Below are 22409 nucleotides of genomic sequence, written 5' to 3'. Positions count from 1 at the left end.
GCAGCCCATGGACATGCCCATCAATACCTTCAAGCAACGCCTGAAAAGTGGCGAAGCCCAGATCGGCCTGTGGCTCGGCCTGGCCGATGCCTATTGCGCGGAGCTCGCGGCCAATGCCGGTTTCGACTGGTTGCTGATCGATGGCGAACACGCCCCGAATGACCTGCGCGGCATGCTCGGCCAGTTGCAAGCCGTGGCGCCCTACCCGAGCCAACCGATCATTCGCCCGGTGATCGGCGATACCGCCCTGATCAAGCAGGTGCTGGACATCGGTGCCCAGACCTTGCTGGTGCCCATGGTCGAAAGCGCCGAGCAGGCGCGCGAACTGGTCCGCGCCATCCACTACCCGCCGCAGGGGGTTCGCGGGGTTGGCAGCGCCCTGGCCCGCGCCTCGCGCTGGAACAGCATTCCCGGCTACCTGGATCACGCCGACCAGCAGATGTGCCTGCTGGTGCAGATCGAAAACCGTGAAGGCCTGGCCAACCTGGACGCCATCGCAGCGGTCGACGGCGTCGACGGCGTGTTCATCGGCCCGGCCGACCTCAGTGCCTCACTGGGCCATCGTGGCAACCCTGGCCACCCCGAAGTCCAGGCGGCCATCGAAGACGCCATCGTGCGGATCCAGCAGGCTGGCAAAGCAGCCGGCATTCTCAGCGCTGACGAGGCACTCGCCCGGCGCTACATCGAACTGGGCGCAGCCTTCGTCGCCGTCGGTGTCGACACCACCGTGCTGATGCGTGGCCTGCAGGCCCTGGCCGGCAAATTCAAAGGCTGCGCCGCGCCCACCAGCGCGGGCGGCAGCGTCTACTAACTGCTGAGCATGACCATGACACTCAACGACTTGAAACTGCTACGCGAGCACGCCTACGTCAACGGCCAATGGCTTGAGGCGGACGACCATGCCCGCTTCAGCGTGAGCAACCCGGCCAACGGCGAAATCATCGCCACCGTCAGCTCCCTCGGCCAGGCCGAAACTGCCCGCGCCATCGACGCTGCTCATGCGGCCCTGCCAGCCTGGCGCGACAAAACCGCTAAAGAGCGCAGCGCGATTCTGCGTAAATGGTTCGAGCTGATCATGGCCAACCAGGAAGACCTGGCGCGCCTGCTGAGCTGGGAACAGGGTAAGCCGCTGGCAGAAAGCCGTGGCGAAATTGCCTATGGCGCCAGCTTTATCGAATGGTTCGCCGAAGAGGCCAAACGGGTCTATGGCGACGTCATTCCTCACGACAAGCCAGGCCGTCGCCTACTGGTCATCAAGCAGCCAATTGGCGTCGTCGCCGCGATTACCCCGTGGAACTTCCCCAACGCCATGATCACCCGCAAGGTCGGCCCGGCCTTGGCGGCAGGCTGCACCGTTATCGTCAAACCGGCCTCGGAAACCCCATTGTCGGCACTGGCGCTAGCCGAGTTGGGCGAGCGTGCCGGTATTCCTGCAGGCGTGCTTAATATTGTGCCTGGCACCCGCTCGCGCGAGATCGGAGCGGAGCTGACCGGTAACCCGCTGGTGCAGAAGCTCTCGTTCACCGGCTCGACCGGTATCGGCAAGCTGTTGATGGCGCAATGCGCTGAAACCATCAAGAAAGTCAGCCTGGAACTGGGCGGCAATGCGCCCTTTATCGTCTTTGACGATGCCGACCTGGATGCGGCTGTTGAAGGCGTGATCGGCTCCAAGTTCCGCAACACCGGGCAAACCTGCGTCTGCACCAACCGTATTCTGGTGCAGAACAGCATCTACGAGGCCTTCAGCGAACGCCTCGCCAGCGCCGTCAAGGCGCTCAAGGTTGGCAGTGCCGATACCGACGGCGTCCAGCAAGGCCCCTTGATCAATGCCAAGGCGGTGACCAAGGTCGAAGAACACATCAACGATGCGCTGGGCAAAGGCGCGACGCTGCTCGCCGGCGGCAAGCCCCATGCCTTGGGCGGCAACTTCTTCGAGCCCACCGTGCTCGGCGATGTAACCCCGCAGATGCTGGTGGCCCGTGACGAAACCTTCGGGCCACTGGCACCGATCTTCCGCTTCGACACCGAAGCAGAAGCCATCGCCATGGCCAACGACACCGAGTTCGGCCTGGCCTCCTACCTCTATACCCGCGACCTCGGTCGTGCCTGGCGCGTCAGCGAGGCGCTGGAATATGGCATGGTCGGCGTAAACGAAGGGCTGATCTCCACCGAAGTGGCCCCCTTCGGCGGCATCAAGCAGTCCGGCCTGGGCCGCGAAGGCTCCAAGTACGGCATTGATGACTACATTGAGCAAAAGTACATGTGCCTGGGTATCAAGTAACGGCCAGGTCCATTGACCAACACGGCCTGCTGAGCAGGCCGTGTTTCAGCTAAACCCCGCTCGCGTCAGCCCACCACCTTGATGTCGAAATGGCGTTTCTTGCCCAGGCTCACCCGCCATTGGCTGGCCTGCCGGTCCATTTCCCGCTCAGCCGACTCAACCAGCTCCCCATCCAGCCGCAGCCCACGCCCCTCGGCCAGACGACGTGCCGCTGAGCGTGATGCCTGCAAGCCCGTCTCGACCAGAAGCTCGGCCAGGCTGATACCGGCCTGCACCTGGGCGCGCGAAATATTCAGCGTGGTCAGCTCCGCCGCCTCACCGTGAGCAAATAAGGCAGTTGCCGCCGCATGGGCTTGCTGTGCCGCAGCCTCGCCATGGGCCAGCGCCGTAGCGTGATCAGCCAATACGCACTTCGCCTGATTCAACGCGGCACCGCCCTGCGCCGTGAGCGCCTGAATCTCCTCCAGCGGCAGCTCGGTGAACAGCGCCAGGAAGCGCCCGACATCGCGGTCATCACAGTTGCGCCAGAACTGCCAGAAATCGAACGGTGCCAGGCGGCTACCGTCCAACCACACCGCGCCACTGACCGACTTGCCCATTTTCTTGCCATCGCTGCTGGTCAACAGCGGCATGGTCAGGCCAAACAGCTGGCGATTGTCACGACGGCGCCCCAGCTCCACACCATTGATGATGTTGGCCCACTGGTCAGCACCGCCCAGTTGCACCGTGCAGTCGTACTGGCGCGCCAGCTCGGTAAAGTCGTGGGCCTGCAGCAGGGTGTAGCCGAACTCAAGAAACGACAATGAATGCTCGCGCTCCAGGCGCTGGCGAACCGCGTCGAAGGTCAGCAAACGATTGATGGAGAAGTAGCGCCCCACCTGATCCAGAAACTGCAGGTAACCAATGCCATCGAGCCATTGGGCGTTATCGACGACAAAACCAGCGCCCTCTCCCAGGTTCAGGTAACGGCCAAAGGTACGGGTAATGCCAGCGATATTGGCCTGGATCTGCGCTTCGCTGAGGATCGGCCGGCTCTCGTCACGAAAGCTCGGGTCACCGATACGGGTCGTGGCGCCACCTATCAACAGAATCGGCCGGTGCCCGGCCTTCTGTAGCCAGCGCATCAGCATCAGGCCTTGCAGGTGGCCTACGTGCAGGCTGTCGGCGGTGGCATCAAAGCCGAGGTAGATCGTTCTTGACCCCGTGGCCAAGTGCGTGCGCAAGGCTTCCAGGTCGGTACTCTGGTGAATAAAGCCCCGCGCCTGCAGGTGGTCGATCAAACGGTCTTGGGTGTCGTTCATTGCTGTCTCCAGGGGTAAGGCCCGAGGAGAAGGGAGCACTATCCGATTCGCCTCAGGCGGATCGGGTGCACGCAGCAACTACCGCCTCATGGGGTGAGCGGGTAGCCGTAATAGTCGCTGCGACAGGTCATTAATGTATTCATGAAACGATCATCCGAAATGCAAGGGCTGCCGTCAAGCGGCCCGGCCTGAAACGCCTGCGCTGGCAGGCCGGATCAAAGCCCTCGGCACGCAGAGTCAAGACACCTACCGTTCGTTAGGAACTTAATAGGCCCCAGGGGACAGCGCTTGCGAAAAGCCCTGCCGTCGTGCCAATTCAACCGTTCAGGCTGCGCCATGATCACTATCGAAACGCCTACGTACTACTCGGCTACCAAGAAATACAACCTCAGTTTCCCGACGCTGGAAAGTGACATTGAAGCGGACGTCGTCGTGATTGGCGGCGGTTTCTCCGGCATCAACACTGCGCTGGAACTGGCCGAAAAAGGCATCACCAACGTTGTGGTGCTGGAGGCACGCTACCTGGGCTTTGGCGGTACGGGCCGCAATGGCGGGCAGATCATGGCCGGGATCGGGCACGACCTGGAGAAGATCAAGAGCAGTGTCGGCGAGCAAGGCCTGCGCGAGATCTTCGAGATCAGCGAACTGGGCGCCGGGATCATCAAGGAGCGTATTGCCAAGTACGCCATCGACGCAGACTTCTGCCACGGCTATGGCTACATGGGCTTCAACGCCCGCCAGGAAAAAACCCTGCGCGCCTGGGAGAAAGACTTCAAATCGATCAACAACAAGGACGAGATCCGCTTCCTGGCCGGCGCCGAGGTCAAGCAGATCATCGGCTCGGACGCCTACAGCAGCGCCCTGCTGCACATGGGCGGCGGCCATGTGCACTCGCTGAACCTGCTGCTCGGTGAGGCCAAGGCGCTGGTCGGCCTGGGCGCACGTATTTTCGAGCATAGCCCGGCCCTGGAAGTGAGCTACGGCGAGCAGATCACCGTGCGTACCGGGCGCGGCTCGGTGAAAGCGCGCAAGCTGCTGTGGGCCTGCGACAGCTTCCTCAACAAGCTGGAGCCAGAGTTGCACGCACGCACCATCAACACCTACGCATTCCAACTGATGACCGAGCCGCTGTCCGACGAATTGATCCGGCGCATCAGCCCGATCCGCGGTGCCTACAGCGATATTCGCCCGGTCATCGACTACTACCGGGTCACCAACGAGAACCGCCTGCTGTTCGGTGCCGCCACACCATTCATCGAACACATCCCCAAGGACCTGAAGGCCTGGAACCGCAACCTGATGCTGAAGATCTTCCCGTACCTGAAGGACGTGCAGATCGACCTGGCCTGGGGCGGCCCAATGGCCACCGGCGCCAACCTGTTCCCGCAGATCGGCACACTCAGCGGCCGCCCGAATGCGTTCTATGTACAAGGCTACTCGGGCTTCGGCGTCACCCCGAGCCACATCATTTGCAAAATCCTCGCCGAGGGCATGAGCGAAGGTTCATCGCGTTACGACCTGATCAGCTCGGTCAAACACGCCCAGATCCTCGGCAAAGACCACATTCGCCCCCTGCTGCTGACGGCCGGCAAAAGCCTGCATCAGCTGTCTGGCTACTTCAACGGCCGGCGTTGAAACCCCTTATCGTTCACTCACTGGAGCACTGCCATGACCCTTACAACTGTACAGAACAACATTGCGCTGTCCGAACTCGACGCCTGGGGCACCGTTGCCGACCTGGGTTCCGAGATTCTGGAAGGCGAAGTCAAAGCCTTCGGCAAAATGACCTTCGGGGCACCGACCGATCCGGTCAGCAGCGCCTACTTCGGCACGACCCAAGGCAAGTTCCGCATGGTCTACCCATTCAACGAACAGGCCGTGGTCGTCACCGGCGAAGTGCTGCTCACTGATGAGTCCACCGGCCAGAGCACGCGCTACAAAGCCGGCGACAGCTGGTTCGTGACCAAGGGCACCCCGGTGCTCTGGGAAGTCGTCAGCGAGAGCTTTGTGAAGCACTACTTCGCGGTCGTCTGACCCGTCTCAAGGCTCCCCTTCACCAACAAACCCTCGCTTTCAGCGGGGGTTTGCTTTTTCCAGCCAACGTAGCCGCTTTCACAGACTGCGGCACCCCTCTGTTGGAGTTGGCTTGCCAACGATGCAAGCGCTGCGCACTCACTGCCGTACCGGCTCACCCAATGACACTACCGACCGAAAGGTAGGTAGTGCGCACCGAGCTTGCCGACGACATACGGACGTCCTGGGTAAACGTGCTATCGAGTGATTAGGTTATCGGTTACGCCGTGCCGGCCATAGCAGCGCTGAGTACGTGAGCACGAAAATCTTTCGGCGATTGTTCGAACTGCTTCTTGAACGAGCGGCTGAAGTGCGCCGAGTCGGTAAACCCCCATTTGTAGGCAATGGCGGTAATCGATTCGGTCTTCAGGAACGGGTTGGAAAGGTCGTCGGCGCTGCGCTTGAGGCGGGCACGCTGAATGTAGCGGCAAACGCTGTCGCCCTCCTCCTCAAACAGACGGTAGAGGTGGCGCACCGAAATGTTCAGGCGACTGGCCAGGCTTGCCGGGCTCAAGCCTGGCTGGGTCAGTGATTCATCGATCACCTTCTGCACGTAGCTGCGCAGGTTGACACCATTGACGGTCAGCGAAGTGCTACTGGCGTCGGCGCGTTCGAAACCCGGGCTGAGCAACGAAATGAAGGCACTCTGCAGCGCATCACCTTGCGCATTGGCCGAGGAATGCTCATCGGTGTCCTTGCACAGCTCATCCATCAACACATGCAACATGCGGCCACACGCGTTACTGGAGGAAATTTTGCCAAAGGTCTCGCCCTGGCCTTTCAGGTGCTTGCGCACCTCAGTGCGCGACAACGACAACGAGGTGTGTTCAATCAAACCGAACGGGGTGATTTCGCAGGGGCCGACAGAGTCCATCAAGAGCATCTCACCCGGCGCAAGCTGGATTTTGACGCCCCCCTGAGTGATTTGCGAATAACCGGTACGCTGGCTGACCAGGAAACAATGCTGGTCATCGTCACGGTCAGGGTTGTCACCAAAGCGCTTGATGTTGCCCGCATTGGTTCGCAGGTTGGACAGTTGCAGACCGGCCCGCAGGCTGGTCGATATTTCACCGATGAACAGCGACCGGTTAAACGCCAACTCGGTCTCGAAACGACCACAGACACTTTGCATGGCTGTGGTCCAACGCTCCAGTCTGTTGCCATCAAGCTGGGGGATGCTCATGAATACCTCCACACGCGAACTTATTTTTATGACTCAATTGTTAACATGTTACCAATGAGCGCACAACCATAATCCATCACGCAATGTGGAGCAGTATTCATGCCACCCTTTGGCTAACGTGCCAGTAACACGCGTTGCAGAGCCGTCAGCGTATGCTCAAGCAGCACTTTCTGTTCGCTGCTGAATTTTACGTAGCGACGAAAGGCAGGCATACGGTTGACGACTTCGCTGCCCCCCATGTGTTCCAGAGTAACCGTCCAGCCATTGAGCGCGTATTCGATGCTCAGGTGCTTGAAATCCAGCGGCATCAGCGCCGCGCTGAGCCTGGCGTCGCCCAGCAGCCGCTTCGACACGGCCTCGAACAGCGTCCGGTCGCCGCTACGGTAGCGGCAACGAATACCGGTACGCTTGAGCGAGCCAGTATGGTGCAGATCAAAGAGGACGTTGCCCTGTTCAAAGGCAGGCACCTGGAGACGGAACTCGGTCATGACCAGATGCATCAGCAACTGCGCTTGAGTACGCTCGCTGACCTGCACGCGCAGCCCCGTCGCCCCCAGATCGAACTCGGCACGGCCCGTCTCCGTCAGGTGGAAACGGTGTATTCCCAGGTTGCGCCGCAGCAACTCCAGGGTGACCCCGGGCCGATAACCGGCCGGGGCCCGCTGGGCGCTGAACAGGTCAAACAGCTTTGCTAGCATGATGGACATGACCGCTAAGGTGAATGCCAGGCTCGTTGGCGAACTCCACCGCCAGGACGTCTTCGACCCGTGCCGGGGCAAACGGGTTGACCTTCTGCACACACAGTGTCCAGAACAGCGCATAGGCTGCCGTGGCCGCCAGCATGATGCCGAATGGAACGTAGATGTCGGCGGGGTTCATGCCCGGTGGGGTAATGAACCACATCCCCAGCAGGATACCGACACTGGAGAGGATCTGTGGCAGCGGGAAGAGCGGCGAGCGGTAGGCACGTGGCAGGTCAGGACGGCGAATGCGCAGGATGACCACCGACAGGGTCACCAGCAGGTAGGCCGTACTCCAGGCGCACACCGCAGCCAGTACTAGGTGCAGGATGTTGTCTGCATTACCCCCCAGGTACCAGGCATGCAGGCAAGGAATCAGTACCGCGACGAGGATACACAGCAGCGGCGTCTTGAAGCGCGGATGCAGGTAGGTGAACACCTTGGGCAATGCACCGTCCACCGCCATGCCGTAGAGAATCCGCGGTACGCCGGCCATCAGGGTATTGATGGTCGCAGCGCCGGCGAACAGGAAGCCGATACCCAGCCACAGCGGGCCAATGTCACCCATGACCTGGGCAGCAAACTTCGGAATGGCCATCGGCGTGTCCAGCAGGTGCAGCCCGGTGGCAGGGTCAAGCACGATGTTCTCGACCTGACGCTTCATTGCCGCGCCATAGATGAACATGCACGACGCCACACCCAGCAGCCCCAGGGCCATGGCCTTGGGCATCACCGAGGCAGACCTGCGCAGGTCCGGGGCTAGCGGCGTGACGAACTCGCAGCCGACAAACATGAACATGGCCATGCCAACCAGCGACAGGATGGTGATCAGGTCGGTGCCCACCAACGACTCACCGAACAGGCCGTCCAACTCTACTGCCGGCGCAGAAATCAGGCCAAGCACGCCAAACACCATCAGGGTGGTCCACATACCGAAGGTCAGGATGATCTCCGCACGACCGAAGGCGCTGACGCCGAAGGCATTGAGAATGCCGAACACGATCACGAACGCCACACCCAGCAACCACGAGCCACCGGCGGATTCGGCCAGGGTATTGAGGTGCTCAAAGTTCACCAGGGCCATGACCCCTGAGAGGATGGTCTCGGCGGTACCGGCGAAGACATGGACGATCAGGTAGGCTGAAAGCGTACCGGTAATGGCGAAAAAGCGCCCCATGCCGCAGTTGATGTAGTCGTAGACCGAACCGGTGGTTGGCAGAATCGAGGCCGCTTCGGCAAAGGTCGTCGACTGAGCCAGCATCATGACAGCGGCAATCACCATGGCCACAGCGAAGGCACTGCCACCAATCCCGAAGCCCATGGTTGCGGTCAGGATGACCGGGCTGGCCATGATCAGACCAACCGTACTGGCCAGTGCCGTGGGAAATCCGACGGTGCCGCGATTCAGATGCTCGGTGAGCTTTTTATTGATTGACATCTGGATAATGCCCCTGACTTCAGTGTGTGACATAAATGGCGACAAAACCCGTCAACCTGCAACGCCCCTTCCAGGTGCGGGTTGTCACCGTGTACGTCCACTGTGCGCTTCGCCTCCGCTCATCGTCTTGCCCGTGGCTGCCGTCGTCTTTGTTGCAGCCTGCCACATATGAAGGTCGAGCGCTTGCCTGCAACCGACCTCGCCGGTTTTACTGCCGGTGCAACATGGCCTGGATTTGCTGGGTGGCCTGGCGGGTACTTTCGGCAAGCTTCTTCACTTCATCGGCGACCACCGAGAAGCCGCGCCCCACCTCACCGGCACGTGCCGCTTCAATCGCGGCATTCAAGGCCAACAGGTTGGTCTGCTCGGCGATGCTCTTGATGACCCCGACAACAGTCGCGATCTGCGCGTAGGTCGCCTGGTTCTGGGTCAGCATCTGTTCGTGACTGGCCTGTGCACTGCGCTCGTCACTGATGTCGCGCACCGCGCCCAGCACACGGGTCAGCACGCCCTGTTCATCACGTACCGCACGACCACGCTCACGGCACCAGATAAAACCGCGGGTCTTGTGCTGCATCCGGTACTCGAACACATACTCGCCGCTACCACCGGGCTTGAGGATCTCCCGGTCGAAAACCGCCATGATCTCAGCCAGGTCGTCCGGGTGCGTGATACTGACCTGCGCATCCCAACCATCGGGCAACTCCTGCGGCAGATAGCCCATCAGTGCACGGAACGGGTTAGAGATACGCATTGAGCTGGAGGGGTGGCGTACATCGCCATGGGCGACCGAGATGTCCCAGGTGCCTTCGGTGAGGGTCGACTGCAACAAATCCCAGATCTGCGCCTGTTGAACAAGCGCCTGGGTCTCGTGCTGTTGATCCAGTAACGCGGCCTGCAGCGCCTCGCAACGCTGTTGCAGAAGCGTATGCTGCGCCTGTGCGCTCTGCAGATGGTGTTGTTCCTGATCGAGCCGGGTGGCCAGCTCTGCTGCAGTGGCCTGCGCCTGCGCCAACTGCTGGTCGACCTGTTGGCGCTCGACGCTGAGGTTTTCCAGCGTCGCCCGCAACTGCGGATGGCTGGCCAGCAACGGCGCCTGATGCGCCGCACCGGGCTGGCCGGCAATTATTTGCAGCAAGACCTCAGTCAACTCACCTGCCCAGTGATTGCGTTTGAAAAACATCAGCGCACCGTTTGGCTATCCAGTCGGGGGGGATAGTGAGTTGACCGTATTCCCAGATCGCCGTCTTGCGCCGCCGTGCCAAGGTAGTTGTTCGCCGCTGCCAGGGCGTCAGCTCTTGATCACCGCCTTGAGCACCGTCTTGAAGGTTTCGATCTGCTCTTCGCTGAACTGACCAAACACCTTGTCCTGCTGTTCACGGGCAATCGCCCACAGGGCTTCGGTTTCTTCAATGCCCTTACCCGTCAACACCACCCGCTCGTGGTCATCGGACACCAGCCCTTTGCGCTTGAGGTTGGCAACAGCCTCGACGATCTCGCGCTCGGGCATCGCCACTTCACGCTGCAGGTCAGCAAGGCCCAGCCCCGCATCGTTCTCCAGCACCATCAGCATGCGCGCCTCACTGGTGCGCAAGCCGGTGGACAGTTGCCGAGGCTGGTAGCTGGTCTGATAGGCCCGCAAGGCCTGAGTCATCAGGTAGTACAGGTTATGGCTCAGACGGCCCTGGAAGTTGCTGCTGGGCGGCTGCCCCTCCTCACGCTTGGTCATGCGTGTGTGTGGCAACACCATGGAGTAGGCACCTTGGTGATACAACAGTGGCGAGCGCCCGCAATCATCGAACGCCACTACCTTGCCGACCAGAATCCAATGGTCCCCGCCGTCCAGTTGCTGGTACTTCTCGCAACTGAAACGCGCTGAGCAATCCGCGAGCAGCGGTGCGCCACCCTCACCGGCCTCGTAGACGATCCCGGCGAAGCGGTCATCCTTGGGGCGGGCAAAGTTGTTCGACAGGTCGATCTGGTCTGCCGCCAGGATGTTGACCGCAAAGTGGCTGGCCTCCTCGAACACCTCAAGGCTGCTCGAGCGCTTGTCGATGCTCCACAGGATGAGTGGCGGGTCCAGGGATACCGAGTTGAAACTGTTGGCGGTCACGCCAACTTTGCGGCCGCTGGCATCGGCAGCCGTCACTACGGTGACACCCGTGGCAAAGTTGCCCAGCGCCCGGCGGAAGGCCCGTGCGTCGAAGGTGGTTTCAGTAAGGGTGGACATGCAAGACTCCCGGGCTGTCGCGACGACAGCCTCGTTTGTTGTTATTCGATACGCGTGACGAGAAGAACCGCTGAATCAGACCATCGAAGGATCAGGCTCAAGGCCCATCAGTTCACGGCCGAGGATCTGCGCACAGACATCGTAGTCGGTGTAGGCGTGAGCACCGGTCAGGTGCGCATCACGGAACAGGCGCTGACTTTCATTGCTCTCGAACCACGCACCGCCGCCAGACGCATCCATCAAGCGATCAACCGCTTGAATGCACATCTTTACAGCGTAGCCCTGATTGGTCCGCCAGAATGCCAGGGTGCCGCGGCTTGGGTACTCGTGGCGCTCGCTGTGCTCGGCAATGTCCTGCCAGCTTTTTTCCAGCAAGGCGCGGGCAGCAGCGACCTGATGGGTGGACTCGGCCAGACGCATCAGCGCCGGGGTGGCGGCACCTACGGCAGCACCGGTGTAGGCACGCACGCGGTTACGGGTTTTCTCACGGAAGACCTCAAGCATGCGCTCGGCAATGCCCAGGCTCACGGTGGAGAAGCCACTGGCGAAATACGGGCGATAAGGTGCGTAGAAAATCTTGCTGTCGGGGTACAGGCCAAAGCCGGCGGACTTGCCTTCCATCATGTCCTTGGCCTTCTGGATACGGTGCTCAGGCACGAAGGCGTTGTCGATGATCAGGGTGCGGCTGCCGCTGGCGCGCATGCCGACAGCGTACCAGTCATCGCGGATCTGGTAGTCACTGCGCGGCAACACGGCGAAGCAGTAGTCCTGAGTGCCCTCGGCGTTTTTGCGGCGAAAGCCGACAATCGCCCACTCGGCGTGATCGCAACCACTGCTCCAGCCCATTTCACCGCTGAAGGTGACGCCACCGTCAACCTCTTCGGTACGCCCGAACGGGGCGATGCTGCTGCTGGCGGTGGCATCGGGGTTGCTGCCCCAGATCTCCTCCTGCAGTTTGGCCGGGAACATCGCCAACTGATGGCTGTGGGTGCACAGCAGGCTCATGGCCCAGGCGGTGCTGGCACAGGAGCCGGCCAGCAGTGCAATGCACTCGGCAAACTCGGGCAGGGAAATTTCCAGGCCTCCGAACTTCTTCGGCAGAAATGCGCGGTGCAGGCCAGTGCCTTTGAGCAGCGCAATGTTCTCGGCAGGTACGGTACGCGCCTTCTCGGCCTCGTCCGCATTAGCGGCGATGGTTGGCAGAATAGACTTGAGATCTTCCAGCAAGGAGTTTGGCTTTTTCATGGTCTGGCTCATTATTATTGGACCCAAGTGACCTGCCGCGGCCAAAACCCATTTGGCTGCGGCATTGAGCGCTGGACGCAGTAGACCAGGCGCCGCTCACTTACGAATGCCGGGCCAGTATGCGAGGCAGTCTCGCCCAGGAAAATGCACGTTCCAGATGGAAGATTGTACTTTCCATAGCCAACACCCTCTTCAGGCCACACCCGACAGCAGCCACCTGCCTGACCGATGGCAGGCACAGACATGTCGCTGACAGGCAGAGTCAAGATCGCCCCGCCAGCGCCGGGTAAGCTCGTGCCATACGTCTATTTCAGCGCGGCAAGCCGCCGCCTGCTTCCCTGCCTGGAGTCTGCCCAGCATGAGCGATATCGCACTGCTTCCCTCGGTCAACGCCTTCCTTGAGCGCGACCATAGCCTGTACATCGACGGCGGTTATGTCGCCAGCAGCTCAACGAACAGGCTCACGGTGCTGAACCCGGCCACTGGCGAGGCGATTGCGCAGGTCAGCGATGCAACCCAGGCCGATGTCGAGCGCGCCGTCGATTCGGCCAATCGCGGCTTCAAAGTCTGGTCACGCACCAGCCCGGCGGCACGCGCCAGCGTGTTGTTCAAGCTCGCCGACCTGCTGGAGCGCCACCGTGAGGAGCTGGCGCAGATCGAAACCTGCCAATCGGGCAAGATCATCCACATTTCACGCGCTTTCGAGGTCGATCAGGCGGCCCACTTCCTGCGCTACTACGCCGGCTGGGCAACCAAGATCACTGGCGAAACCATCACCCCATCGCTGCCCTCCTTTGCTGGCGAGCGCTACAGCGCCTTTACCCTGCGCGAACCGATTGGCGTGGTGGTCGGCATTGTGCCGTGGAACTTCTCCACCATGATCGCGATCTGGAAGCTGGCCTCAGCCTTGACCACCGGTTGCAGCATCATCATCAAACCGAGCGAGTTCACCCCGCTGACCATCCTGCGCATCGCCGAGCTGGCAAGTGAAGCGGGCCTGCCTGCCGGAGCACTCAACGTGCTGACCGGCGGCGGCAGTGTCGGCAAGGCGCTGATCGAGCACCCAGGCACCGACAAGGTGTCCTTCACAGGTTCGGTCCCGACCGGCATCGCCGTGGGCCAAGGCGCGATGGGTGCCAAACTGACCCGTGCCACCCTGGAGCTGGGCGGCAAGAACTCGGCGGGCTTTCTGCCTGACGTCGATATAGACAAGGCCGTCAATGGCATGATCGAAGCCGGCTTCCTTCACTCCGGGCAGATCTGCGCCGCCGCAGAACGCTTCTTCGTCCACCGCTCGCAGATCGAGCCGATGATGGACGCGCTGTCCAAACGCCTGGCGCAACTGAAGGTTGGCTCGCCACTGGATGAAAGCACCCAGTTTGGCCCGGTTGCGAACAAGCAACACCAGCAGAAACTGGCCCGGTTCTTCGCTACCGCCCGCGCCGAAAACAGCACCATCATTCATGGCGGCCAGATCAGCGAAGGCCCCGGCTGCTACGTGGAGCCGACGATCATCCTGGCCAACTCGGTGAACGACACCCTGCTCAATGAAGAAACCTTCGGCCCGGTCGCGACCTTCTTCCCGTATGACACCGAAGAGGAACTGCTGGCGCTGATGAACAACACCGCCTACGGCCTGAGCGCCAGCCTATGGACCAACGACCTGTCCAAAGCGCTGCGCCTGGTACCGGAAATCGAAGCCGGCACGGTCTGGGTCAACATGCACACCCTGCTCGACCCGGCCGTCCCCTTTGGCGGCACCAAGTCCTCGGGTATCGGCCGTGAATTCGGTGGGGCCTTCATCGATGACTTCACCGAACTGAAGTCGGTGATGATTCGCTACTGAACGCGGTGCAAGGCGAATAATCTGTTGGCACAGGCGCATGACAGGACGGCACACTAAGTTAATATGTGAACATTATCAGCCGCTGACGGGCGCCTTGTCGTGAACCACCCCCAACCTTCCACGTCGTCTCGCTGGCCCTCCTCGATCCGGGCGCTGCGCCACCGTAACTTTCGCCTGTACTTCGTTGGCCATGCGATTTCCACGCTAGGCACCTGGGTGCAGATGGTGGCGTTGTCCTGGCTGGTCTACCGGTTGACTGATTCCGCAGCGCTGCTGGGCATCACCACCTGCGCCAGCCTGTTGCCACAGTTGTTTGTCGGCCCGATTGCCGGGGCCTGGATTGATCGCCACGACAAACGCAGGTTGCTGATACTGACCCAGAGCCTGCTGGGCCTGCAGGCACTGTTACTGGCGCTGCTGACCTACAGCGGCCACATTGGCGCGAACCTGATCGTGCTCATGTCGTTCGTCCTGGGCGTGCTGAATGCCGTGGACACACCGCTGCGCCAATCGCTGCTCAGCCGTTTCGTCGATGATGTCGACGACCTGCCAAATGCCCTGGCCTTGAATGCCTCGCTGTTTACCTGCTCGCGCTTCGTCGGCCCGCCGCTGGCCGGGCTGCTGCTCGGCATGACCGGCGAGGCGGTGTGCTTCGCCCTGAACGCGCTGTCCTACGGCGCACTGATCACCGGCCTGCTGGCCGTGCGCATGAGCGCCGGTGTGCGCGCCAACGGCAGCATGCGCAGCGTCTTCCGCGAAGGCCTGACCTACGCCTTGCAGACGCCATCGGTACGCGGCCTGATTCTCGGCGTACTGATCGTGAACATCACGGCCTCAAGCTACGCCGTGCTGCTGCCGGTGTTCGCCCGGGACATCTTCGCCGGTGATGCCAGGACGCTGGGCTGGCTTTGGGGGGCGGCCGGGTTCGGCTCGCTGCTTTCGACCCTGCTGCTAGCCGCTCACCGGTCCGCCGAACAACTGCAGCGCTTGATCATCGCCACCGCCGGCGCCAGTGCCGTCGCCTTGCTGGTGTTTGCAGCCAGTACCCAGCTGGCATTGTCGTTGGCGGCAATGGCAGTGCTGGGCTTCGGCGTGACGATCAACAACGTCGGCACCAACATCCTGCTGCAGAGCCAGGCATCTGAAGTGCTACGTGGCCGGGTGGTATCGCTCTACACCTCGACCCGTTTCGGCTTCGACGCCATCGGTGGCCTGCTCGCCGGCCTGCTGGCGGCACGCTTTGGCGGCCCATGGGCCATGCAGATCGCCGGCGCTTTGCTCCTGCTTTACTGCGCCTGGCAACTGCTGGCGCAACGCCGAAGCGCCCGGCAACAGGCACAGGCACAGGCCAGCGAAACGCATTGAGCACGCACCCGGCCGTTTCAACCGATCAATGAACAGACAAGGTCGCGACATGAACGAACTGCTACGCCAGCAACCCACCATCACCCTGCGACTGGCCATGCAGGCGCTGCAAGCAGCCCTGGAAAAAGCCGAAGAAGAACAGGTACGCATCAGCCTGGTCGTGGTCGACCCAAGCGGCCTGCCGATTCACAGCGCGCACATGGACAGGGCGCCCCGGCCATCGCAGGACATTGCCTTGAACAAAGCACTGACGGCCGTGGGCTTCGGCATCGCCACACAGGGCTGGCAAGCCCGCCTGGAAAAATGCTCCGAGGGCGTCCGCCAAGGCTTGCCGCTGCAACGCAATATGGCCCTGTTTGGTGGTGGCGCACCCTTCCTGCATGAGGGGCAGGTAATCGGCGCCATTGGCGTTTCCGGTGCCTCCGAAGCCGTCGATGGCCGTTGTGCCGAGGCCGCCGTCGAACGCGTCCGCACGCTGCTCGGCCACTAGACTCAAGGTCAACGGTTACGCCTGTAGCTCGCTTGAAGGCCAAGGCCCGCACCGTCGCCTCAAAGGGCGCATCCTGTTTTACCTCACAACCCTTGTTCCAGGTGGCAGCCATGATCAACATCGAAACGCCAACCTACTACACAGCGACCAGGAAGTACGACCTGCACTTCCCGGACCTGCAAACCGACCTGGAAGCGGATGTCGTGGTCATTGGCGGTGGCTTTTCCGGTATCAACACCGCATTGGAACTGGCCGAAAAAGGCATCACCAATACCGTTGTGCTGGAGGCACGCTACCTGGGCTTTGGCGGCACCGGGCGCAACGGTGGGCAGATCATGGCGGGCATTGGCCACGACCTGGAAACGATCAGGCAGGATGTCGGCGAAGCGGGCCTGCGCTCGATCTTCGAGATCAGTGACCTCGGTGCCGACATCATCAAGGCGCGTATCGCCAAGTACGCCATCGACGCGGACTTCTGCCACGGCTATGGCTACATGGGCTTCAACCGCCGCCAGGAAAAGACCCTGCGCAGTTGGGAAACAGCGTTCAAATCCCTTGGTTCAAAACACGAGATCCGCTTCATGGCCGGCGCCGAGGTCAAGCAGATCATCGGCTCAGACGCCTACAGCAGCGCCCTGCTGCATATGGGCGGCGGTCATGTGCATTCCTTGAATCTGTTGCTGGGGGAAGCCCAGGCACTGGCCAGTCACGGCGTAAAGATCTTCGAGTACAGCCCGGCACTGGAGGTGTCCTACGGCGAACGGATCACCGTGCGCACGGCCAAAGGGTCGGTCAAGGCAAGCAAACTGCTCTGGGCCTGCGACAGCTTTCTCAACAAGCTGGAACCCGAACTGCACAAGAGCACGATCAACACCTATGCGTTCCAGATGATGACCGAGCCGCTGTCGGACGCACTGATCCAGCGCATCAGCCCCATCCGTGGGGCCTACAGCGACATTCGGCCGATCATCGACTACTACCGCGTCACCCGTGAAAATCGCCTGCTGTTCGGTTCAGCCACACCGTTCATCGAGCACATCCCGCTTGACCTGAAAGCCTGGAACCGCAGGCTGATGCTGAAGATTTTCCCGTACCTGAAGGACGTCAACATCGACCTGGCCTGGGGTGGCCCGATGGCCTGCAGCCCCAACCTGTTCCCGCAGATCGGCACCCTGCCCGGCCGCGCCAATGCCTTCTTCGTGCAGGGCTACTCGGGCTTTGGCGTCACCCCCAGCCATATCATTTGCAAGGTGTTGGCCGAGGGCATGAGCGAAGGCTCGGCGCGCTACGACTTGATCAGTTCGGTCAGACGTATTCAGGTGTATGGCAAGGATCATTTCCGGCCACTGCTGCTCAGTGCCGGCAAAAGCTGGCACCAACTGTCAGGCTTCTGGTCTGGCCGCCGTTAACCCCCTGCTGCGGACGAAGACTGCACCATGCCTGCCTACACCGAAGCACTCGGCCAACACTGCCTGCACGCCTTCAGCCAGCAGGTACCCACGTCGCTAGGGGCGTTCTATCGCATCGACACGCAGCTACAAGCCTGTGATTTCCAGCTATTGGGCATGCAAGCGCCCATGCACCAGACCTACCTGGAGCACTACCGTCACCTCGACCCACTGCAACCCAGCAACTGCATGGCCATCGGCTTGCCGGTGGTGTCGCTGCGCCAAGGTCTGGCTTACCAGAGCGAGGCGAACGGCCGCCGTTACCAGCGCTTTCTCAACCAGCATCAGGTGGTGGACGTGGTCGAGGTAATTGCCCACGTCGATGGCCGCCCGGCCGCCGGCCTGTCGTTGTTGCGCTGCAGCGGTCTGGGCCTGTTCCAGGCGCACGAACTGCAAAGCCTGTTACCGCTGCACGGCCTGATGCAACTGGCGGCGCGTCAGCTGCCAAACACGCCGAGGGATGATCGCCTGCAACGGTTGACCCCACGCGAACGCGAGATAGCCATGCTGTTACAGGAAGGCGTGAGCAACAAACAACTGGCGCGCCATCTCGACCTTGGCCTGCCAACGGTGAAAACCCACCTGATCAACCTGTTCCGCAAGGTCGGCGTGAAAAACCGCACCGAGTTGGTCGGGGCACTGTTCCTCCCGGAAAACACTGGAACTCAACCCTCTGGTTGATACCGCCGTGCGCCAGCGGGAGGCACCATCCGTGCATCTTCCACCGCACGAGCAACCACCATGAATACCCCCCACTCAGACTGGATCACTGTAGGCGCCCTGGCCGAGGGCTTCGCCCCCGAAGCGTTTATCCTGCCGCAGCTCGCCGAACTGGCCGGCAAGCAATTCAACCTGTTCTTCGCCAATGGCTGGGAAATCGTCCACCGCTTCGACGCCCAGCAGCTGCACTGGGTCGCCGCCGACGGCCACTCCAGCGGCAGTGCCAGTTACCGCGCGACCTCGATACGCCCGGGGATCTACCTGGTGGATTTCCTCAAGAACGAGCACGGCCAGGACTGGTCGATCTCGCTGGTACTGGACACCCTGACACACTCCTTTACCGCCGTTATCGGCCGTCTGCCGCGTGAACCAGAAACCCATGAGGGCCTTTACCACCTGGCCCTGGCCGGGAAAAGCCTGACCCGCGTGGACGCACAATTTTTCCACGGCAGCCTGGACACACCATGGCGCGAAGGCAGTTGCCCGCATGCACCGACGCAAGAACTTGTCGGTATCCGCAACCGCTACCGCTACAGCCCGACCGAGGTCTACGAGCACATTTACCTGAACGAGCACTACTATGCCTGGCAGTGCCTGAAAGGTGTCGAACAAGGCCTGTGCGACACCGACCGCGCGCACTACTACAAGATCGCCGATCAGCTCTACCTGTTCGTCTGGCGCGAGAAGATCGTGCCAACGCTGGGCCTGGTGATGATCGACCTGAAAAACCACCGCAGCGACGGCAAGATTTTCGGCTATGCCGGCGGCAGTTTCGATGAACTGTCGAACTTCCCGGTGTCCTCCTACTGCAACCTGGTCAACACCACGGTCCACGCGCATGACTAAGACGATCCTGATTACCGGTGGCGGAACCGGGATCGGTGCAGCCTGCGCGCGACGCTTGGCCGACCAGGGCGCCAACCTGGTGCTGGTCGGTCGTCGCCGGGAAGCACTGGAACAGGTCGCTGCCGCAACGGGCGCGCTGGTGCTGGTCGGCGATGCCGCCAGCAGCCAGGCCTGGGCCGGTTTCATCGAGCAGATCCGCAAGCGCTTCGGTGGCCTCGACGCACTGATCGCCTGCGCCGGTGGGCATGGCCTTGGCGCGGCGCTGGGCACCTCAGACGACGGCTGGCATGCGGCGCTGCGCAGTAACCTCGACAGCGCCTTCCACAGCGCCCGCGCCTGCCTGCCGCTGCTGATCGAGCGACGCGGCAGCATCGTCCTGATGGGATCGATTGCCGCCCTCGCTGCGGGCCCGCAAGTGTGCGGCTATACCACCAGCAAGCACGCGCTGATCGGCCTCAACCGGTCGCTGGCACGCGACTACGGCCCTCTGGGCGTGCGGGTCAATTGCGTCTGCCCAGGCTGGGTGCGCACGCCCATGGCCGATGAGGAAATGCAGCCATTGATGCAGCACTACCACGAAGATCTAGAGGCGGCCTACCGTCGGGTTACCGCCGATGTGCCACTGCGGCGCCCGGCCAGTGCCGACGAAATCGCCACGCTTTGCCAATTTCTGATCAGCGACCAGGCCTCGATCATCACCGGGGCGGTCATTGCCGCGGACGGCGGCTCAAGCATCGTCGATGTGCCGACCCTGGCCTACACCCACCTGGAGGGTGCCTGATGAGTACACACTTCGACTTCAGCGGGCAGACCGTCCTGGTCACCGGCGGCGCACAAGGCATAGGCCGCAGCATCGTCGAGGGCTTCGCCGCCAGTGGTGCCAAGGTGTTGATCGCTGATCTGAACCTGGCTTAGGCGCATGCCTTGGTGGCTTCATTGCAGGCCGAAGGTCGAACGGCCGAAGCCATTGGCATCGACCTGGCGGACCCAGGGGCAATCTTCAGCCTGCTCGCACGCCTTGAGCGGCTGGATGTGCTGGTGCATAACGCAGGCTACTTTCCCCTGACACCGTTCACCCAGATCACCCCCGAGGTCCTCCAGCGCACACTGGCGGTGAACCTCTCGGCGCTGTTCTGGCTAACCCAGGGCGCCCTGCCACTGTTCCAGCGCCAGGGCGCCGGCACTGTCCTTGTGACCTCATCGGTCACCGGTCCCCGGGTCGCCTTTCCGGGGCTGAGCCACTACGCCGCGTCCAAGGCCGGGGTCAACGGTTTCATCCGCAGCGCGGCATTGGAACTGGCCGCCTGTAACGTACGGGTCAACGGAGTCGAACCGGGCATGGTGCGTACACCTGCAATGGCCAACCTGGGCGATGAAGCACTCAATGCGCGCATTGCTCAGGGTGTTCCCCTGGGTCGTCTGGGCGAACCGCAGGACATCGCCAACGCCATGCTGTTCCTGGCCTCGGAGCGGGCTGCCTACATCACCGGGCAAACCCTCATTGTCGACGGCGGTGCAACACTACCTGAAACCCAGGCCTCAGCCCCGCAACATCCTTGAGCAACACGCGACCGTGGCGGCAGCCGAGCAACTGCCGACACTGGCCGCCGGGATCAAGGGCACTGGCAGCCACGAACAAGACTTGCCCCCCACAACAACGCGCTAATAGCCCGTCGCCAGCCAGCACGCGACGACGATCTTGTCTGAACAAGGTAGTCCTTCAATCAAAAAACGCAGCCGTCCGTGCTACGAAGAAAAAACGAGGGAGAGTTTCATGGGTAAAAAAATTCACCTGTTGCCGTGGGTACAGGCCATCGGCCTGAGCGTCGCCACATTCGCCACCAGCCAGACCGCCACGGCTTACGCACTGTATGCCGACGACGACACGCACCTGAACGCCGACTTTCTAGCGGTCTATGGCCTGTTCAACAGCCGCAAGAACTACGATGGCACAACGGGTGGCTCCACCTGGCGGGAAGGTTTCATCAAGTACGGCGTCAGCGGCGATCAAGGGCTGGGCGGCAAAGGTACGGCCTATGGCGCACTCAACTGGGTCAGTTCGGGCACCTGGGGTGACGGCGACGCGGCAGGCAATACCGACGGTTCCGAACGCACCACCAAGATTGAAGACGCCTACCTGGGCTGGCGTTCAGCCGATCTGTTCCCGGTGCTGGGCAAGGACGGTGTCGATATCTCCGCAGGCCGCCAGGTGGTCAAGATCGGCAGCGGCTTCTTGCTTAACGACGACGGCCCGAACCTGGGCAACGGCCCGGCCGACGGCGCACTGAACCGTGGCGGCGCCTACTACCTCGCCGCCCGTCATGCCTTCGACCGCACCGCCGTACTGCGCCTGGGAGGCAAGGACGGCCTGCATGGCAGCATGCTCTGGCTCAAATCCGACAACCGCGCACAGGCAGAGACCGAACTGGCCGCCGGCACCCTGGACTACACCGCTGACGTCGGCACCCTGGGCCTGACCTGGATTCATGGCCTGGGTGTCAGCGAGCAATGGGCCAGCGACTTCCAGAAGCAACGTGATGGCATGGATGTCTACAGCTTGCGCGGCGAAGGCAACGCAGGCATCGAAAACGCCAGCTTCGCCTTCGAGTACGCCTGGCAGGACAAGGACGCTGGCGCCGAAAAAGCCTGGTACACCGAGGCCGGCTACACCTTTGCCGATGTCGCCTGGGCACCAAAGTTGACCTACCGCTACAGCCGTTATTCCGAAGGCTGGGACCCGCTGTTCAACGGCCTGAGCACCGGCTACGGCACCTGGTTCCAGGGTGAAGTGGCCGCCAACTACTCCGGCCCGTTCAACAGCAACACCGGTGTGCACCACGTCGGCCTGAAGGCTAACCCACTGGAAAACGTCACCGTCGGCGCGCTGTACTTCGACTTCAACACCCTGCACAAGAGCAATGCGCTGAACCTGGACGCTCGCGAGCTGGACCTGTACGTCGAATGGGCGGTCAACGAGCACCTGGTCATCAGCCCGCTGGTTGGCCTGTACCAGCCCAAGAAGGATGAAACCAACGGCGGCAACCAGGTAGGCGGCAACGGCACCAACGTCTACAGCCAACTCACCGTGGCCGTTCCGTTCTAACGACCCACCTCGCATGACCACCGCGCACATCAAGCGGTGGTCGCTTCCAGAGGGCTGGGCACGTCGCAGGTCAGCGTGGCACCAACAAGCCGGGCTGGAT

At 61.8% G+C, this 22409-nt stretch carries 18 protein-coding genes and 2 pseudogenes; 13 read left to right on the top strand and 7 right to left on the bottom strand.

Features of this window, described 5'->3' with window-relative positions; all coding sequences use genetic code 11:
• Positions 1-7 precede the first annotated feature (7 nt).
• Both hpaI and AB7M23_RS16355 read left to right on the top strand, forming a co-directional pair.
• A complete protein-coding gene (gene hpaI / locus AB7M23_RS16360) occupies positions 8-811 on the top strand; it encodes a 4-hydroxy-2-oxoheptanedioate aldolase (RefSeq protein WP_065757828.1) in 804 nt (267 codons plus the stop codon).
• 15 nt (positions 812-826) lie between these two features.
• Positions 827-2281 carry an NAD-dependent succinate-semialdehyde dehydrogenase gene (locus AB7M23_RS16355; RefSeq protein WP_454241351.1) on the top strand — a complete coding sequence of 485 codons (1455 nt, stop codon included), beginning with the start codon at positions 827-829 and terminating at the stop codon, positions 2279-2281.
• Positions 2282-2346: 65 nt separating this feature from the next.
• Here the strand turns inward: AB7M23_RS16355 and tyrS are convergent, their stop codons facing one another.
• Positions 2347-3582, bottom strand: coding sequence for a tyrosine--tRNA ligase (gene tyrS / locus AB7M23_RS16350; protein ID WP_454241350.1), 1236 nt, complete (start codon positions 3580-3582; stop codon positions 2347-2349).
• A 336-nt stretch (positions 3583-3918) separates the two neighbouring features.
• On the opposite strand from tyrS, the gene AB7M23_RS16345 reads away from it, so the two are divergent.
• Both AB7M23_RS16345 and AB7M23_RS16340 read left to right on the top strand, forming a co-directional pair.
• Positions 3919-5217 carry an NAD(P)/FAD-dependent oxidoreductase gene (locus AB7M23_RS16345; protein WP_454241349.1) on the top strand — a complete coding sequence of 433 codons (1299 nt, stop codon included), beginning with the start codon at positions 3919-3921 and terminating at the stop codon, positions 5215-5217.
• A 33-nt stretch (positions 5218-5250) separates the two neighbouring features.
• Positions 5251-5616, top strand: a complete 366-nt coding sequence (locus tag AB7M23_RS16340; RefSeq protein WP_065757824.1) for a cupin domain-containing protein — start codon at positions 5251-5253, stop codon at positions 5614-5616.
• A 259-nt stretch (positions 5617-5875) separates the two neighbouring features.
• Here AB7M23_RS16340 and feaR read toward each other — a convergent pair whose 3' ends face one another.
• The 6 genes and pseudogenes from feaR to AB7M23_RS16310 all read right to left on the bottom strand — a co-directional run bounded on the left by feaR (position 5876) and on the right by AB7M23_RS16310 (position 12491).
• Entirely contained in the window at positions 5876-6838 is a 963-nt protein-coding gene (feaR, locus tag AB7M23_RS16335) for a transcriptional regulator FeaR (protein WP_065757823.1), read from the bottom strand.
• A 113-nt stretch (positions 6839-6951) separates the two neighbouring features.
• On the bottom strand, positions 6952-7536 hold the full coding sequence (locus tag AB7M23_RS16330) for a DUF3156 family protein (RefSeq protein ID WP_454241348.1): 585 nt from the start codon (positions 7534-7536) through the stop codon (positions 6952-6954).
• Entirely contained in the window at positions 7517-9016 is a 1500-nt protein-coding gene (locus tag AB7M23_RS16325) for an APC family permease (RefSeq protein WP_454241347.1), read from the bottom strand. Before AB7M23_RS16325 ends, AB7M23_RS16330 begins: the two co-directional genes overlap by 20 nt.
• Before the next feature lie 214 nt (positions 9017-9230).
• Positions 9231-9770 (bottom strand): annotated as a pseudogene (locus tag AB7M23_RS16320) (methyl-accepting chemotaxis protein); the annotation flags it as partial.
• Between the two features lie 537 nt (positions 9771-10307).
• Positions 10308-11246 carry a p-hydroxyphenylacetate 3-hydroxylase reductase component gene (locus AB7M23_RS16315; protein WP_102052100.1) on the bottom strand — a complete coding sequence of 313 codons (939 nt, stop codon included), beginning with the start codon at positions 11244-11246 and terminating at the stop codon, positions 10308-10310.
• Between the two features lie 75 nt (positions 11247-11321).
• Positions 11322-12491 (bottom strand): p-hydroxyphenylacetate 3-hydroxylase oxygenase component, encoded by a 1170-nt coding sequence (locus tag AB7M23_RS16310; RefSeq protein WP_454241346.1) that lies wholly within the window; start codon positions 12489-12491, stop codon positions 11322-11324.
• A gap of 358 nt (positions 12492-12849) precedes the next feature.
• Between AB7M23_RS16310 and AB7M23_RS16305 the strand changes: the two genes are divergently transcribed.
• The 9 genes and pseudogenes from AB7M23_RS16305 (at position 12850) to AB7M23_RS16265 (ending at position 22309) form a co-directional block, all read left to right on the top strand.
• Positions 12850-14337 carry an aldehyde dehydrogenase family protein gene (locus AB7M23_RS16305; protein WP_454241345.1) on the top strand — a complete coding sequence of 496 codons (1488 nt, stop codon included), beginning with the start codon at positions 12850-12852 and terminating at the stop codon, positions 14335-14337.
• A gap of 99 nt (positions 14338-14436) precedes the next feature.
• The gene (locus AB7M23_RS16300; RefSeq protein WP_454241344.1) at positions 14437-15702 is read left to right on the top strand and encodes an MFS transporter; all 1266 of its coding nucleotides are present in this window, start codon (positions 14437-14439) and stop codon (positions 15700-15702) included.
• A gap of 49 nt (positions 15703-15751) precedes the next feature.
• Complete coding sequence (locus AB7M23_RS16295; protein ID WP_102052097.1) at positions 15752-16192, top strand: GlcG/HbpS family heme-binding protein; 441 nt, start codon at positions 15752-15754, stop codon at positions 16190-16192.
• 110 nt (positions 16193-16302) lie between these two features.
• Complete coding sequence (locus tag AB7M23_RS16290) at positions 16303-17601, top strand: NAD(P)/FAD-dependent oxidoreductase (protein WP_454241343.1); 1299 nt, start codon at positions 16303-16305, stop codon at positions 17599-17601.
• Positions 17602-17628: 27 nt separating this feature from the next.
• Positions 17629-18321 (top strand): helix-turn-helix transcriptional regulator, encoded by a 693-nt coding sequence (locus tag AB7M23_RS16285; protein ID WP_454241342.1) that lies wholly within the window; start codon positions 17629-17631, stop codon positions 18319-18321.
• Between the two features lie 60 nt (positions 18322-18381).
• A complete protein-coding gene (locus tag AB7M23_RS16280) occupies positions 18382-19206 on the top strand; it encodes a molybdenum cofactor biosynthesis F family protein (RefSeq protein ID WP_454241341.1) in 825 nt (274 codons plus the stop codon).
• On the top strand, positions 19199-19987 hold the full coding sequence (locus tag AB7M23_RS16275) for an SDR family NAD(P)-dependent oxidoreductase (protein WP_099774457.1): 789 nt from the start codon (positions 19199-19201) through the stop codon (positions 19985-19987). The genes AB7M23_RS16280 and AB7M23_RS16275 overlap by 8 nt, the downstream gene beginning before the upstream one ends.
• A pseudogene (locus AB7M23_RS16270) lies at positions 19987-20766 on the top strand (SDR family oxidoreductase). Before AB7M23_RS16275 ends, AB7M23_RS16270 begins: the two are co-directional and overlap by 1 nt.
• A 214-nt stretch (positions 20767-20980) precedes the next feature.
• Positions 20981-22309 (top strand): hypothetical protein, encoded by a 1329-nt coding sequence (locus AB7M23_RS16265; RefSeq protein WP_454241340.1) that lies wholly within the window; start codon positions 20981-20983, stop codon positions 22307-22309.
• Positions 22310-22409: the final 100 nt, after the last annotated feature.

Source organism: Pseudomonas sp. HLS-6 TE3448, assembly GCF_053629555.1.
This window is presented reverse-complemented; position numbering and strand designations above follow the sequence as displayed.